13 protein-coding genes are annotated in these 14,682 nt (G+C 60.7%); 8 read left to right on the forward strand and 5 right to left on the reverse strand.

Translation table 11 applies throughout. From position 1 onward, the window contains the following. Positions 1-195: 195 nt before the first annotated feature. Positions 196-849 (forward strand): 2-hydroxychromene-2-carboxylate isomerase, encoded by a 654-nt coding sequence (locus J3489_RS13165; protein ID WP_206998611.1) that lies wholly within the window; start codon positions 196-198, stop codon positions 847-849. A gap of 183 nt (positions 850-1,032) precedes the next feature. Here the strand turns inward: J3489_RS13165 and J3489_RS13170 are convergent, their stop codons facing one another. Then, entirely contained in the window at positions 1,033-2,289 is a 1,257-nt protein-coding gene (locus tag J3489_RS13170; protein ID WP_206998614.1) for an alpha-hydroxy acid oxidase, read from the reverse strand. A gap of 86 nt (positions 2,290-2,375) precedes the next feature. Continuing rightward, positions 2,376-3,305: a glutarate dioxygenase GlaH gene (gene glaH, locus J3489_RS13175; protein WP_206998617.1), complete on the reverse strand. Its 930-nt coding sequence runs from the start codon at positions 3,303-3,305 to the stop codon at positions 2,376-2,378. Between the two features lie 96 nt (positions 3,306-3,401). Here glaH and J3489_RS13180 point away from each other — a divergent pair, with 96 nt between their 5' ends. Continuing rightward, the gene (locus tag J3489_RS13180; protein WP_206998620.1) at positions 3,402-4,307 is read left to right on the forward strand and encodes a LysR family transcriptional regulator; all 906 of its coding nucleotides are present in this window, start codon (positions 3,402-3,404) and stop codon (positions 4,305-4,307) included. Positions 4,308-4,384: 77 nt separating this feature from the next. Here the strand turns inward: J3489_RS13180 and J3489_RS13185 are convergent, their stop codons facing one another. Next, a complete protein-coding gene (locus J3489_RS13185) occupies positions 4,385-5,344 on the reverse strand; it encodes a LysR family transcriptional regulator (protein ID WP_206998623.1) in 960 nt (319 codons plus the stop codon). 103 nt (positions 5,345-5,447) lie between these two features. On the opposite strand from J3489_RS13185, the gene aptA reads away from it, so the two are divergent. Both aptA and J3489_RS13195 read left to right on the forward strand, forming a co-directional pair. After that, positions 5,448-6,800 carry an omega-aminotransferase AptA gene (gene aptA, locus J3489_RS13190; protein WP_206999019.1) on the forward strand — a complete coding sequence of 451 codons (1,353 nt, stop codon included), beginning with the start codon at positions 5,448-5,450 and terminating at the stop codon, positions 6,798-6,800. A gap of 197 nt (positions 6,801-6,997) precedes the next feature. Beyond that, entirely contained in the window at positions 6,998-7,582 is a 585-nt protein-coding gene (locus J3489_RS13195) for an amino acid synthesis family protein (protein WP_206998625.1), read from the forward strand. Positions 7,583-7,814: 232 nt separating this feature from the next. On the opposite strand, the gene scpC is transcribed toward J3489_RS13195, so the two are convergent. Next, the gene (scpC, locus tag J3489_RS13200) at positions 7,815-9,326 is read right to left on the reverse strand and encodes a succinyl-CoA:acetate CoA-transferase ScpC (protein WP_206998628.1); all 1,512 of its coding nucleotides are present in this window, start codon (positions 9,324-9,326) and stop codon (positions 7,815-7,817) included. 318 nt (positions 9,327-9,644) lie between these two features. On the opposite strand from scpC, the gene J3489_RS13205 reads away from it, so the two are divergent. From J3489_RS13205 to J3489_RS13215, 3 genes are all read left to right on the forward strand, one after another. Further along, positions 9,645-10,517, forward strand: a complete 873-nt coding sequence (locus J3489_RS13205) for an SHOCT domain-containing protein (protein ID WP_206998631.1) — start codon at positions 9,645-9,647, stop codon at positions 10,515-10,517. A 274-nt stretch (positions 10,518-10,791) separates the two neighbouring features. Next, positions 10,792-11,817 carry a phosphate ABC transporter substrate-binding protein PstS gene (gene pstS / locus J3489_RS13210; protein ID WP_206998634.1) on the forward strand — a complete coding sequence of 342 codons (1,026 nt, stop codon included), beginning with the start codon at positions 10,792-10,794 and terminating at the stop codon, positions 11,815-11,817. Positions 11,818-12,293: 476 nt separating this feature from the next. Next, positions 12,294-12,494: a DUF3562 domain-containing protein gene (locus J3489_RS13215; RefSeq protein ID WP_206998637.1), complete on the forward strand. Its 201-nt coding sequence runs from the start codon at positions 12,294-12,296 to the stop codon at positions 12,492-12,494. Between the two features lie 702 nt (positions 12,495-13,196). Here the strand turns inward: J3489_RS13215 and J3489_RS39115 are convergent. After that, positions 13,197-13,298: a hypothetical protein gene (locus J3489_RS39115; protein WP_508617095.1), complete on the reverse strand. Its 102-nt coding sequence runs from the start codon at positions 13,296-13,298 to the stop codon at positions 13,197-13,199. Between J3489_RS39115 and J3489_RS13225 the strand changes: the two genes are divergently transcribed. Next, a complete protein-coding gene (locus tag J3489_RS13225) occupies positions 13,258-14,463 on the forward strand; it encodes an IclR family transcriptional regulator (RefSeq protein WP_508617096.1) in 1,206 nt (401 codons plus the stop codon). The two genes, J3489_RS39115 and J3489_RS13225, sit on opposite strands and share 41 nt — an antisense overlap. The last annotated feature ends 219 nt before the right edge of the window (positions 14,464-14,682 follow it).

Genomic DNA, 14,682 nt, shown 5'->3' on the forward strand with positions numbered 1-14,682 from the left:
TGCGATGAAATCTTCGATCTTTACCGCCTTTCATGGAACAGGCCGCGGTCGGCGCAACGGCTCGCGAACAAACGATACCTTCGCCTTATACCGGGATGTTGAATCAATATTGGCCTAATCTGAGCCACAAAAATAGACTAACAATGTTGCCTGGAATCCCCGGTAAACATTAATCATGCACAAGGAGCGACTTTGATGGTCAAGCAAAAGGTTGAACTGTATTGGGATATCGGAAGCACAAACACGTACTTCGCGTTCAAGCTCCTTAAGCCGATACTTGCTCGCAATAACGCAGAACTGATCCTGCATCCGTACAACCTTGGTCATGTATTCAAGTCGAACAATTACGAGCTCATGAAAGAGCCGAAGTCGAAGCTTCGCAACCGGAAGCGAGATTTGATGCGTTGGGCCGAAAAGTACAACCTGCCATTTTCGATTCCGCGTCAGTTTCCCATCAAGTCGAGCCGCGTTCTGAGAGGGTCTCTTGCGATGAGACGCAAAAACCTGGAACTGGAATTCGCGGAAAGTGTGCTCGACGCATATTGGGAACGCGGCGATGCTTCCATCGTTGATTACGCGGGGCTACGGCCGTTGGTCACGGCGCTGGGCGTGGATGCTGACTGGTTTGAAGAAGTGAGTGCAAGCGAAGAAATCGGCCAGGAACTGGCGAAAAGCACTGACGACGGCGTCGAACGCGGCATTTTTGGCGTTCCCAGCATCTATGTCGGCGAAGAGCTCTTTTGGGGTAAGGATCGAATGGAATTCGTGGAAGACGAACTAAAACGTCTCTCCGCGGTTAGCTCGAACTCGTTCGCGGCCGCCCCGCTCATGATCGGCGCGAAGAATTGACTATCCTCGGTGCCCTTATCTCAGTCGAACCGCCAGCACTAAGCTGGCATCCACGATAAATAGCTTAAGGCACGGATTGAATGCCGCGACTTCCCGCAGGCCGGCTAAGGCATGAGGAGGCAGGCGCGGCAGTTCGCGCGCCTGCACTCGAACTCTGGGACGAACGAGACGGCAGTGTCCGCGTCAACGTTCGCAAGCCTCCCCACAAATCATTTCCCTGCACAAATCGCTGATTGAAGTCGTGCCGAGCATCGCCATGTTTCGGTCCACTTCGTCTCTGAGCAGCGAAATGGCGTGCCGCACACCAGGCGCGCCACCCACGGCGGCGGCATACATGAACGGTCGTCCGAGGAATACGAATCGCGCCCCAAGCGCAAGTGCCTTGAGCACGTCTCCACCCCTTCTGATTCCGCTATCCATCATCACGACCATCTTGTCGCCAACAGCGTCAGTGATCTGCGGCAGGACGCACAGCGGTTCCACCGCACCATCCAGCTGGCGGCCACCGTGGTTGGAAACGATGATTCCGTCCGCACCCATTGCCGCCGCCTGCTTTGCATCGTCAACGTGAAGAATTCCCTTGATCACCAGGTTTCCGCTCCAGCGATTGCGTATTCGCCGAATATCTGTCCACGAAAGATGATCACGCCCTGTCGTGTCCCGAATCGCCGAAACGGATAGCATCGGTGCGCCGCGGGTTGCGAACGAGTTTTCGAAGTGCGGCATGCCGTAGTTGATCAATGTGCGCAGAAAGGTGCCTGCCAGCCATCTGGGCCGCGTGATGCCATCGATTGCGAGACGCAGCGACGGCCGCAGCGGCAGCGAGAATCCCGTGCGCACGTTATTTTCCCGATTTGCCCACACGGGAATATCGACTGTGATAACCAGCGTCGAAAATCCCGCGTCGGTGATTCTGTCGATGAGAGCGTCGATGCGAGAAGGGTCACCAGGGAGATACGCCTGGAACCAGGTGTCCGGAGCGGCGGTCCGGACCGTCTCCATCGGAATGAGCGAGGAGCCGCTCATGATCGCAGGGATGTTCTCGTCCTTCGCCGCCGTCGCCAGTACGACATCGCCTCGATACGCCGAGATCGCGCTGATCCCGACGGGAGCGATTCCGAATGGCGACGCGTAGCGCTTTCCGAAAATCGTGGTCGCCTGCGATCGACGCGACACATCGACAAGCACCCTAGTCCGGAATTTCAGCCGTTCGAACGAAGCCCGGTTGGCAGCCAGAGACAGGCCGTCCTCGGCTGCGCCGGAAATATATCCGAACAATGGGCGCGGAAGAAAACCTCGCGCTGCCACCTCAAAGTCCGCTAACGAAAGTATCCCGCGAAGCCGCGAAGGTACATTGCTCCTGACGCTGTATGCAGTCTGATTCGGTGTCCCGCCAGACGGCACAGGGTGTACGGCTGCGCCGTCGACGTCGTCGTTCATTTGACTCTCCACAAAACCCGTCCCACAACTAGCTGGCGCCCCGCGTTCGAACGATTGACTTTGCGGAGCATCCAGCCGCAAGCGCATCACTGCGCGAACATGCCTCGCTGTCGCATTAGCTCTCGGGACAGCGATTCGTTCTTTTCGAACGGCGCACGGCCATGGAGATAGAAGTAATTGTTCAACACGACCAGGTCGCCCACCGGCAAGACCACTTCTTTGGTGCCATCCGATGCCTCCATTGATTCGGAGAGCGCATGAAGAAATGCCGCCTCTTCACGATTGGCGGGTTGCGCGAACTGGTCGATGAACGAGATCGACAAACCAAACTCACCTTGGAAAAAGAGCGGTCGTGCGATCTTTTCGCTGACGTTCTTGGAACCCGGCGCCTTGTAAAGAAATGGCTGAGTTCCGAGCCGGTGATTCACGAACGGGTCGCGCTCTTCCCAATCGTCGAGATGCAGGAATCTCGATTCGCCGCCAATCGCGTTCTTTTCGGCGAACTTCATCATCAGCAGCCAATCCGTTGCCTCGCTCACAAAGGTGCCGTCGGTGTGCATCGTGAACAATCGGTAGGCCTGGCGGAGGTAGGAGTCGCTATCGTCCGTATGCTTCACGACGAAGCGCGCGTAGAACTTGCCGGACATGGCGTCGTGGTTGCCTGGGCCGAGAATGTGACCGATGGCGGTACCGAATTTGACGAAATCGGAGGGATCGTCAGAGAGTCCTTGAAGCCCCATGGTGAAGCCGCCATGGCGGCGGTCCTTGATCAACGCGACCAGCGTGCTGGCGAACGCGTCGCCTAGACGCTGGACCAAGAGGTCAGCGAGGTGATAGCGCATATAAGGGACGTATTCGAGATTTTCAACATCGATATCCCGAGCATCTTGAAGAAACCGAGCCAGCGCATCACGATCACCCGTCACGTGCATGATCCGGTGGTGCGTCGGGTGCTGCGATACGCGGAAAAGTGTCTCCTGTGAAGCGAAAGTCGCGTCAGCGTGCAGGGCTTCCATGGTGTTCCTCCGTAAAGGTCAAGGCTACATTTGAGCGCTCTTTTTTGATAGCATCCAGACACGAATCGCGAATCTTTAACCGGAAATTCAGATTAAATGATCGACACCCGGCAACTTCGTTACTTCACTGCCGTGGTCGAGGAATTGCACTTCGCACGTGCGGCCGATCGATTGAATGTCGCTCAATCTGCGTTGAGCGCCCAGATTCAGCGGCTCGAACGCGAACTCGGCGTTCGCCTGCTGAACCGGAACAAGCGTCAGCCCGTCACGCTGACAGACGCGGGACAGCTGTTCCATGCGGAAGCCGTGGCAGCATTGCGGCATATTGAACGCGCGGATCAAATCGGGCGGCTGGCAGCGAGAGGACTGGCTGGCGTCGTCCGGATCGGCTCCGTTGCGTCGGGGGTGACTAGCGGTGTGCTCTCCGGCATGCTGCGAGCCTTTCGTCTTTCGCATCCGAATGTGCGGATCGAAGTGATTTCGATGGAGACGCCTCGGCAATTTGAGGCGCTCGACAGCGGCGAGATCGATGTCGGCATCGTGCGGCCGAGACGTCAGTACCCCTCGGGGATCGTGGCTACAATCGTTCAAACCGAGCGCCTCATGGTCGCGCTCGCAGAGAATCATCCTCTAGCGAACCGTCGCAAGCTGACGCCGCGTGACCTGAAGGGAGAGTCCTTCATTTCGCCCCAGTTCAAAGAGGACGAGGGATTCAGCGAGGTATTGTCCGCACTGGGAAACGTGGGGGGGTTCCCGCCCCTCCTCGACTATCGGGTCCAGGATTTCATATCCGGCTTAAGTCTGGCCTCGGCCGGTTACGGCATCGCTGTCGTACCGGAATCGATGCGCACTTTCACCCAACCCGGCCTGTGCTTCAAGCCAATCGCCAATTTCGAGTTTCCCGTCCATCTCGCTTTGGCGAGCAGGCGGCGCGAATTGTCGCCGGCCGTTCGCGCGTTCGCGAAAGCCGCCGTGTCGCAATTCCGCAGCGCGGCGTCTTAGCTCACTTGCGATCCTATTGAGCGCTGCTCGTATAGTGCCAGTCTATTTCAAGGCAAGTCAGCCGTTTGAAAGCAATTTTATGCGACTGCTTTCTTCGGCCGCACCGACGCATGTGCGGCCTCCAGACACGACTGAAACAGCAGCGCCGCCCGTGACGGCCGCGGCGACAGGCGCAAGAGGCTCACGAAACGGCATATGTAATGAAAGCGCTGCGGCGCGATCGCCTGCATCAGCCCCTTCTGCTCGAAGCTTGCCGCGTAATGATCCGGCAGGAAGCCGAGATAGCGGCCGGACAGGATCAGCGTCGCGATCGACTCCTGATCGGACGCGGTCGCGCTGCGCGTCAGCTTCGCGCGGTGGCTCAATTGCATGTTCGGCGAGTGGAAGCCGAGCCCGGCGAACACGTGCTTGCGGATGGCGGTCCAGGTCAGCTTGCCGTGCGGCGCGTCGAACAGCGGGTGCTGCCGGCCGCAATAGAGCAGCATCCGCTCGTCGAACAGGTCGGCATAGACGAGGCTGCCCGAACTGCGGTGCGCCGGGATGATCCCGACCTGATAGCTGCCGTCGATGATGCCGCGCTCGACCTCGTTGATCGACGCGACGTGCAGGTTCAACGCGACGTCCGGCGCCTCGTCGGCGAACTGGCGGATCGCGTCGCCGAGTCGCGCGTTCGGGTTGGTCGCCGTCTTGTCGAACACGGCGATATGCAGTTCTCCGCCCATCCGGTCGTGAATTCCGTCGATCCGGCTGCGAAACGCCTCCATCGACGAGAGCAGCCGCAGCGTTTCCTCGTAGACCGTCTGCCCTTCGGGCGTCAGCGTAAAGCCCGCGCGTCCGCGCCGGCACAGCACGAGGCCGACGCGTGTTTCGAGGTCTTTCACGTGGCGGCTGATCGTCGAGATGCCGATGTTCAGCTCCAGTTCGGCCGCCGCCATCCCGCCGCACTGCACGACGCCCTTGAAGACCCGCAACAGGCGCAGGTCCATGTCACTAAGCTGGCCGAGCAGCGCCCGGCTCTTCGGTTTCTTTGTTTGCATGAATGCGCAAGTGAATATTGATATTGCGATATTTAAAAGGCTAATTGGCTAACCAATAATGTGCAACACCTTCATCGACGAGGGGCGCGCCGCGCCGACCAATATGACCGTTCTGACCAAATCGCAACAAGCAGAAACGCTCCGCACCGACGCCGAATGGCTCGACGCGCACTGGATGCCGTATAGCGGCAACCGCCAGTTCAAGGCCGATCCGCGCATGATCGTTTCTGGCCAAGGGGCGTACTACACCGACAGCGAAGGCCGCAAGATCTTCGACGGCTTGTCGGGCCTCTGGTGCGTGGGCCTCGGCCACGGCCGCACGGAGATCGTCGAGGCGGTGAGCCGCCAGGTCGCGCAGCTCGACTATGCACCGGCGTTCCAGTTCGGCCATCCGAAGTCGTTCGAGCTGGCGAACCGGATCAAAGATCTGACGCCGGCCGGGCTCGACTACGTGTTCTTCACCGGCTCGGGCTCGGAAGCGGCCGACACGTCGCTGAAGATGGCCCGCGCGTACTGGCGCGCGAAGGGCAAGGGTACGAAGACGCGCCTGATCGGCCGCGAGAAGGGCTACCACGGCGCGAGCTTCGGCGGCATCTCGGTCGGCGGCATCGGGCCGAATCGCAAGCTGTTCGGCCAGGGCCTCGACGCCGATTTCCTGCCGCATACGCAGCTGCGGGAAAACGGGTTCTCGCGCGGCCTGCCGGAGCGCGGCGCCGAGCTGGCCGACCGCCTGCTCGACCTGATCGCGCTGCATGACGCGTCGAATATCGCGGCGGTGATCGTCGAGCCGTTCTCGGGCTCGGGGGGCGTCATCATCCCACCGAAGGGCTACCTGCAGCGTCTACGCGACCTCTGCACCGCGCACGACATCCTGCTGATCTTCGACGAAGTGATCACCGGTTTCGGCCGCGCGGGCGCAATGACGGGCGCCGAGGCGTTCGGCGTGACGCCCGACATCATGAACGTCGCGAAGCAGGTGACGAACGGCGTGCAGCCGCTCGGCGCGGTGATCGCGAAGAAGGAGATCTACGACACGTTCATGGCCGCGGGCGGCCCCGAGTACATGCTCGAGTTCCCGCACGGCTACACGTATTCGGCGCACCCGGTCGCATGCGCGGCGGGCGTCGCGACGCTCGACCTGCTCGAGAAGGAAGACGCGATCGGCCGCGTGCGCGCGCTGGCACCGCACTTCGAGGCCGCCGTGCATGGCCTGAGGGGCCAGCGGCACATCACCGACATCCGCAACTTCGGTCTGGCAGCCGGTTTCACGATCGCGGCCGCGCCGGGCGAGCCGGCACGCCGTCCTTTCGAGATCGCGATGCGCTGCTGGGCGAAGGGCTTCTACGTCCGCTACGGCGGCGACACGATCCAGCTCGCGCCGCCGTTCATCGCGGAGAAGCGCGAAATCGACAACCTGATCAACGCGCTGTCCGACGCGCTGAACGGGGTCGACTGATCCGCCTGCGCGGCACTGCCCGATGACGAGGTGCTGTTCCAGTTGCCGGTCACCCGGAGCTGGTTACGGCAGGTGATGCTCGGGCTGCCGCTGATCTGTCGCGGCGGCACTGTCACGTTGTCGGCATGTTGCCGTCAATGCAGCGAGGCCCCTCACGCCGCCACGCAGAAACAGCGAACCCATACACAGAGAGCCAAATGGCTATCAAGCTTCGCAAGCTGATCGTGCAGGTCGATGAAACACGGATCGAGATGGGGCAGGCCGTCGAGCCGCCGGCACGGCGTGCAGTGGCGATTGCAGTGATCGACAATCCCTACGCGGGCCGCTACGAGCCGCGGCTCGATGCGCTGATCGAAGCCGGCGAGGAGCTCGGCGCGCTGCTCGGCAAGCGCTGCGTCGAGGCGCTCGGCATCGCGCCGGGGCAGGCGCAGAGTTACGGCAAGGCGGCGATCGTCGGCGAGGCGGGCGAACTCGAGCATGCGGCCGCAATCCTGCATCCGAAGCTCGGCGCGCCGCTGCGCGCGGCCGTGGAAAAGGGCGCGGCGCTCGTGCCGTCGGCGAAGAAAATGGGCACGCTCGGCACCGCGATCGACGTGCCGCTCGGCCACAAGGATGCCGCGTATGTCGGCAGCCATTTCGACGCGATCGAAGCGCGCGTGGCCGACGCGCCGCGCGCCGACGAGATCGTGGTCGCCGTCGCGGTGACGGCGTCCGGCCGGCCGCTGCCGCGCATCGGCGGACTGCAGGCAAGCGAGATCAAGGGCGAAGACGGTTTGCGCTGATTGCTGAGGGACCCGATGCTTTCGAACCTGCTGGGACAACTCGCCATGCCTAACGGACGGAAGGCGCTGGCCCGCCGCCCAAAGTCCGCGCTCAATGTCGTCCATCAGGCGAGAGGCGAGCGATACGTGCAGAAAGTTGGGCGAAGCGCGCACGCAGGATGGGGCCGGTCACACAGCAGGCCAGCGGATAGAAGGTGAGTGCAGACCTCGATAAAAGGGATGGCGGCTGCGATCAGGGCTTCATACGTCCGATTTCGGCGAACCGCTGGTGCCACGACAAGGCTTCGCCAAGCAGGTGCGGGGTGTGCTTCCCGACACTGTCACGGCAGGCACGCTCGAAATAGTCTTGCAGAAGCGGTCTGTAATCTGGGTGAGCGCAATTGTCGATGACAACACGCGCTCGTTGCTTGGGCGACAACCCGCGCAGGTCTGCCAGCCCCTGTTCCGTGACGATCACGGTGACGTCATGTTCGGTGTGGTCGACGTGGCTGACCATCGGCACGATGCAGGAGATCGCTCCATTCTTGGCTGTACTCGGCGTAACGAAGCACGCAAGAAAGCCATTGCGAGCGAAATCGCCCGAGCCGCCGATGCCGTTGATGATCGAAGTGCCGGCCACGTGCGTCGAGTTGACGTTGCCATAGATATCGGCTTCAACCATGCCGTTGATGGCGATACAGCCCAACCTGCGAACCAGCTCGGCGTGGTTTGAGATCTCCTGGGGACGCAGAACGACGCGGCTGCGGTAGTGGTCGATATTGCGGCCGAATTCTTCGACACCTTCCGGGCTCAGCGACAGGGCAGTCGCCGATGCGGTGCGAATGGTATCGGTCCTGATCAGATCCAGCATCCCATCCTGAATCACTTCCGTAAACGCAGTAAGCCCTTCAAATCCGCCGTCGCGCAGCCCGCTCAACACCGCATTGGCGATATTCCCTACCCCGGACTGCAACGGCAACAACTGCTGCCCGAGCCTTCCCTTGGCGATTTCATGCCGGAAGAACGCTACCAGGTGATTCGCAATTCGAATGCTGCTGTCATCCGGCTGGGCGAATCGGCCCAGACGGTCAGGACCGTGGGTTTCCACAACGGCGATCACTTTCGATGGATCGACGCGCAAGTACGGCTCCCCAATACGGTCACCGGGACGGACCAATGGAATCGGCTGGCGATCCGGTGGCAACGCCGTACCGTAGTAGATGTCGTGCATTCCATTCAGACCGGCAGGTTGAGCCGAATTCACTTCGATGATGACTTTGTCGGCCAGGTCAAGCCACGTCTTGTTGTTGCCGACCGATGTCGATGGAATCAAACGTCCGTCGGGCAATATGCCGGAAACTTCAACGACTGCCACGTCGATCTTGCCCAGGAACCCAAACCAGGTGTACTGCGCGACCTGCCCCAGATGGATATCCATGTACTCAATCTCGCCACGGTTGATCCGTGCGCGCAATTCCGGATCGGACTGGTAGGGCAAGCGAAAGTCGATACCCCCCACTTTGGCGAGCGCACCGTCCAGTTCCGGAGCAGTGGAGGCGCCCGTCAGTATGCGAAGTGCGAACTTTTCTCCGCGGGCATGCGCATCTTCGATGTGTGCCGCCAGCGCCAGGGGCACCGCCTTGGGGTATCCCGAGCCGGTAAACCCGCTCATTCCGACGATCATGCCCGGAAGAATTTCCGCCGCCGCCCGATCGGCCGGCATCACTTTGGACGCGAGATATGAATTCTGGATGCGCTGTTCCATATCGATTCCCCTGTCTTTGCAGATCCTGACTTTTAACGAGTCACGCAAGACCGACTGACTGTCGGCAAGGACCCATGAAGCGCGCTTGCGCAGCCCATCCGTGTGCAGCCGGGTTATTCTACTCGTCGCTGATATGGGCCGCCTTCCGAGCTCAGGCAACCCAGGCGGTAAAAGAACACCGCTCACGGCGCACTGAACTGTTCCCCCGCGACGTTGCCTAATTTTCGCGATCCTCGCTGAATTGCCCCGTCCGGCACCGAGCAGGCGGCGCTGCGGTTTATATGACCCGGTGTCGGAAGAAACCATGAGTGGATCACCATGCGAAAACTCACCCCCGCCGGCCAGCAATTGATCGAAGAAGTAGCCCAGCGACATGGGTTCAGTACGGATGCCGTGATGAGCATGCTGCAGTCTGTGATCCGCGGCAACGGCAGCATGGCCCAGTTCAATCACCCCGAATTTGGCGGCTCCGGCCAGTGGATGCAGGGGGGAATGACCATGGTCTCCGACATGTTCAACAACTACCTGAAAGGCCGGGTCGATGGGCTCTGTACCGAGCTTTCCCGCCTGATAGCTAACCAGCCCGACCTTATTCGCAGCGGCAGCTTCCAGTCGCAGAGCCAGGGTACTCGGCAGCAGGGCAACGACGGCGGCGGCCAGCAACAACAGCAAAGCGGCGCCGGTTACGGTGGCAGCAACCAGCAGCAGACTGCAGCGGGACCGGTCGGACCGGTGAGTCTGTTCGTTCCGCCCGCCCCCGGCACCTCTGGCGACTGGTGGCCCGCTGATCTGGGGCGGCCCGACAGCACCGGCGCGCAGAACGACGTCCGCTATGCCTACTTCGCACAGCCCCGGCGCCTGGCGATCGAAGTGAACGGCAAGGTGACGGTTTACGATACGCTCAATCACCAGATCAGCGGCTTCTCACAGCAGCAGTCCCGTGGCGCGTCCCTCACATTTGCGAGCCAGCACGGCTTGGTCGCTGTCGCCAGCCTGCCGGTTGTCTCGGTCGATGGAGTTCCGCAGCCGGCGTCGCCGTCGGTGCAGAAGGAACTCGTCAGCACTCAGTCGGTTGCCCGCGAGGCAGACGTGTTCGCCACCATAGAGAAGCTCGCCCAACTGCACGCGAAGGGAATTCTCAGCGATGAGGAATTCGCCGCCAAGAAGGCGGAGCTGCTGAGCCGTTTGTGAGCGTCCCGTCATCGCGCAGCGCAATCGGGGCACGATTTCTATCTGACTGAAACGCCCGCACCTCTCCCCCGTCCCCTCTCCACTTGGCGGCTAAGGTTACCGTCGATCGGATTCGGGGGGCGTTCGGCGGCAGTGCCATTCTTAGCGTTTGCTTGCGCTCTCATGTTCCTTGGAGCGAATGCAATCAAGGCCGGCCCTCACGAACACCGTCACGTAATCGTCATATCCGGAACGTATGGTGCGGCGCGTTAGGAGCAATTTTGAGGAGTCTCAGATGAGGCCAAGACTACTTGCGAGCGTCATTTTCGCACTCGGCACAGCCGTAGCGCATGCGGCGGATATCACCGGCGCGGGCAGCACCTTTGCAGCACCGATCTACACGAAGTGGGCCGACGCCTACCAGAAGTCCGGTGGCGGCAAGGTCAACTACCAAGGCATCGGTTCGTCGGGCGGCATCAAGCAAATCAACGCGAAGACCGTTGACTTCGCAGGCTCGGACGCACCGCTGAAGGACGACGAACTGGCGAAGGATGGCCTGTTCCAGTTCCCGACGGTGGTCGGCGGCGTGGTGCCGGCGATCAACGTTCCGGGCGTGAAGGCCGGCGAACTTGTCCTCTCGGGCGAAGTGCTCGGCGACATCTACCTCGGCAAGATCAAGAAGTGGAACAATCCGGCCATCGTCGCGCTGAACCCGAAAGTCAAGCTGCCTGACACCGACATCGCCGTGGTCCGCCGCGCCGACGGTTCGGGCACGACGTTCATCTGGACGAACTACCTGTCGAAGGTGAACCCCGAGTGGAAGAGCAAGGTCGGCGAAGGCACGACCGTCAGTTGGCCGACGGGCACCGGCGGCAAGGGCAACGACGGCGTGGCGGCCTTCGTGCAGCGTCTGCCGGGCGCGATCGGCTACGTCGAGTGGGCGTACGCGAAGCAGAACCACATGGTCTACACCGACCTGAAGAACTCGTCGGGCGCGGTGGTCGAGCCGAAGACGGAATCCTTCAAGGCCGCCGCTGCTGGCGCGGATTGGAAGAGGTCGTTCTACCAGATCCTGACGAACGAGCCGGGCAAGGACGCATGGCCGGTCGTCGGCGCGACGTTCGTGCTGCTGCACACGACGCAGGATAAGCCGGCCCAAGGCACGGAAACGCTGAAGTTCTTCGACTGGGCGTTCAAGAACGGCACGCAAGCCGCGGACAATCTCGACTACATCTCGCTGCCGGATTCGGTCGTGACGGAAATCCGCTCGCAATGGAAGGCGAAGATCAAGGACGCGTCGGGGAAACCGCTCGCCGAATAAACACCTGAGGCGTAGGCGCGCTTCCGATATGCGCGCCTACATGAAATCGCGTTATGGCCTCTGACAGACTACGCTTGGCCCCCGCCCAACGCACAAGGTCGGCAAGCAGCCACTTCGCAATGAGCCCAGCAGCAGTGATGTCAGGTTTGGCGGACTTAATCTCGTTCTGGTATTGGACAATCACACTGCCGCTCATCACGCGATACTTTCCGTGCTGACTGAACCGTGCCGACGCACGCCGTCAGCTCAATTTCCAGATCTTGTGCGGTTTCATCATCGGCGGACTTTGCACCGCGAAGAAGAATGCGCGACACGGCACCGCGCAAGGCCGAAAGAGAAATGTTGGCATGTGCACAGACAATAGGTGTTCGACCGACTCGTTTCCTGCGATAGAGAGATTCAATTGCCTCGCATGTCGGGTAACCTGTCTAATTGTCTTTCCCCGCACGGCTCATTTACTTTAGTCGGGAGTTCGTATGGCCACGCCCAATGTTGACAATGATATTGTCAAGGTGATCGCCACCGACACCAATACCCCGGTGGAAACGGTCTCGAGGATGTACGAGGAGACGTGGGCTGAGTACAGCGAAGGCGCACGAATCATGGACTACCTGTCGGTCCTGGTGGCCCGTCGTGTAAGGGACAATTTACTGCGATGGCAACAAGATACGCACTGAGGGAAAGTCGCGAGGTCCGGCTCGATGATGCGGACGCCACACAAGCAATCCGGTGACACGCGGACGAGCCCCGGACGCTGTGTCGCGCTTCGATGTGATCCGCCGAACGACCGGAGTCAGACCGTCACCGGCCTTCACAAACGCCGCATCCAAAAGAGAACTCTGCTGCGCCGTTGCTTACGCCGCACTTCGTGCGACTGTATTCCGATTCGACCTACTTTCCTTTTTACTTGGTGACAAAAAATCAGTTGCCTGCGTCGCGCCCAACTGACTCGCCTCCGACCCAGCTCGTGACTAATTCACATCTGGGCCAAGCCTATCCTCGCTGCGCTAGACGCCATTTCATCGGGGTACTATGAGGTGGTAGTCGGCTGTACCTCGCTACTTTCCACCTCATTCACTCGTCAGCGATGCACAAAAGCGCCTCGTGTCAGTGTCGGGAAGGCACGCGCAAGCAATACGCGTTGGGGCGCCTGCGTCTCGCGACCGACCGTCTCATGCGCGCGGATTCGGACGTTGAGAAGGCTATCGCTACTCGCTGGGTAAATGCGTGGGCGAGTGCCATTGGCAATCTTCACTTTTCTGCATTCGCCAATGGACGAATGGGACACAAGCCTCGGCGGTGATCGCTCGAATTCACGAGGGTGGGATTCTGAGGCATTCCGAATCGGCCCTCACATTCACGGGTGGGACGCGTTCATTTCAATTCTCCATTGAGTGGCCTCGCCGCGTCGCGTGAAACGCGGCAGGGGGAACATTGGTATTGCCCGACATCAGCGTCGGCATGATCGAGCAATCGACCACCCGCAGTCCGGGTGTGCCGTACACCCGCGAGTGCTCATCGACGACCGCCCGCTATGCCCATCTTCGCCGTGCCCGATGGATGGAAAATCGTCTGACCGTATCCAACGACGACATAGTCGAAACTGCGTGTCATGGTAGATGTCTCCTGTTTTTCATTCTCAAAAACTGGTATGTTTTGTCGAAATTTATTGATCTTGAATTCCAAATTCAAGCACTTCGCGCTAGGATCGGTGGAACCGAGACGAAAACGGAATTTTTTGTTTCATTATCAAATTCCGTGAGCCGCCCGCACGCGCGCGGTTCACCGGCGCAACCGTCATCTGGATCAAGGAAGCCAATGGCAGAGTCCACACCGCCGTCACGCAACGAGCCGCCGCATGACGACACGCGGGTTTTGCGCGCCCTTTCCGTGCTCGAACAGCTCGCGGCAGCGGGGCAACCGTTCTCGCTGTCGCAACTGTCGGCGCGGTTGCATATTCCCAAGGCAACGCTGATGCGGCTCATCGAATCCCTCGAGGCGTACGGCTACGTCATGCACATGCCGGATTCACGCGGCACGGACCGGGGCATTGCGCTTGGTCCGCGAGCCGCGCAGCTCGCTCTGGCGACGCTCGCCAACAACACCTTCACGCGGGCTTGCCGGTCGCTGCTGCGTTCGCTTGTCGATACGCTGGGTGAGACCTGCAACCTCACAGCGCTCGACGGCGATACGGTGCTCTATGTCGAGCGCGTGGAAACCAGCGAGCCGCTGCGACTGCAGATGCAGCCCGGCACGCGCGTGCCGTTGCATTGCACGGCGAGCGGCAAGCTCTTTCTGGCGCAAATGCCCGCCGCCGAGCGCCGCCTCGTGCTCGCGCGGCTGCCACTGAAGCGGATGACGAATCGCACGCTGACCGAACTCAGCCTGCTCGAGGCGGAACTCGACCGGCTCGCCGTGCGCGGGATCGGCGTGGACAACGAGGAGTTCGTGCGTGGGATGGTCGCTGTCGCCGTGCCGGTGCGCGATCCCGACGATCGGCACGTGCTCGCGTGTCTGGCCACGCATGCCCCGACGGCGCGGGCGAATCTCAACGATCTGCTGGAGGTGGTGCCGACCCTCAAGGCGATGGCGGTGAGAATGGCACCTTTGCTGCAGACGGTGAAATCCGGGGGCGGAATAGCGTGAGGCGCGCGCGGTGTCCCGCCTCGTCGGCGGACCGCGCCACGAGCGACCGTCACCATCAGGTAGATCAATTTTAGAAACAATTCGTACCGTTTATTGATGAACTTGTTGACGAGGTCGCTTTTTTCGATCATCATGCCTGAAAATAATTTCGGAATGTAACGTTCCGCTTTTGTAACGCCCGGAAGGCATGGATGGACGAGCACCTGCTGCCTCTCCGAT

The sequence above is a fragment of the Trinickia mobilis genome (genome assembly GCF_017315705.1).
Taxonomy (GTDB): Bacteria; Pseudomonadota; Gammaproteobacteria; order Burkholderiales; family Burkholderiaceae; genus Trinickia_A; species Trinickia_A mobilis.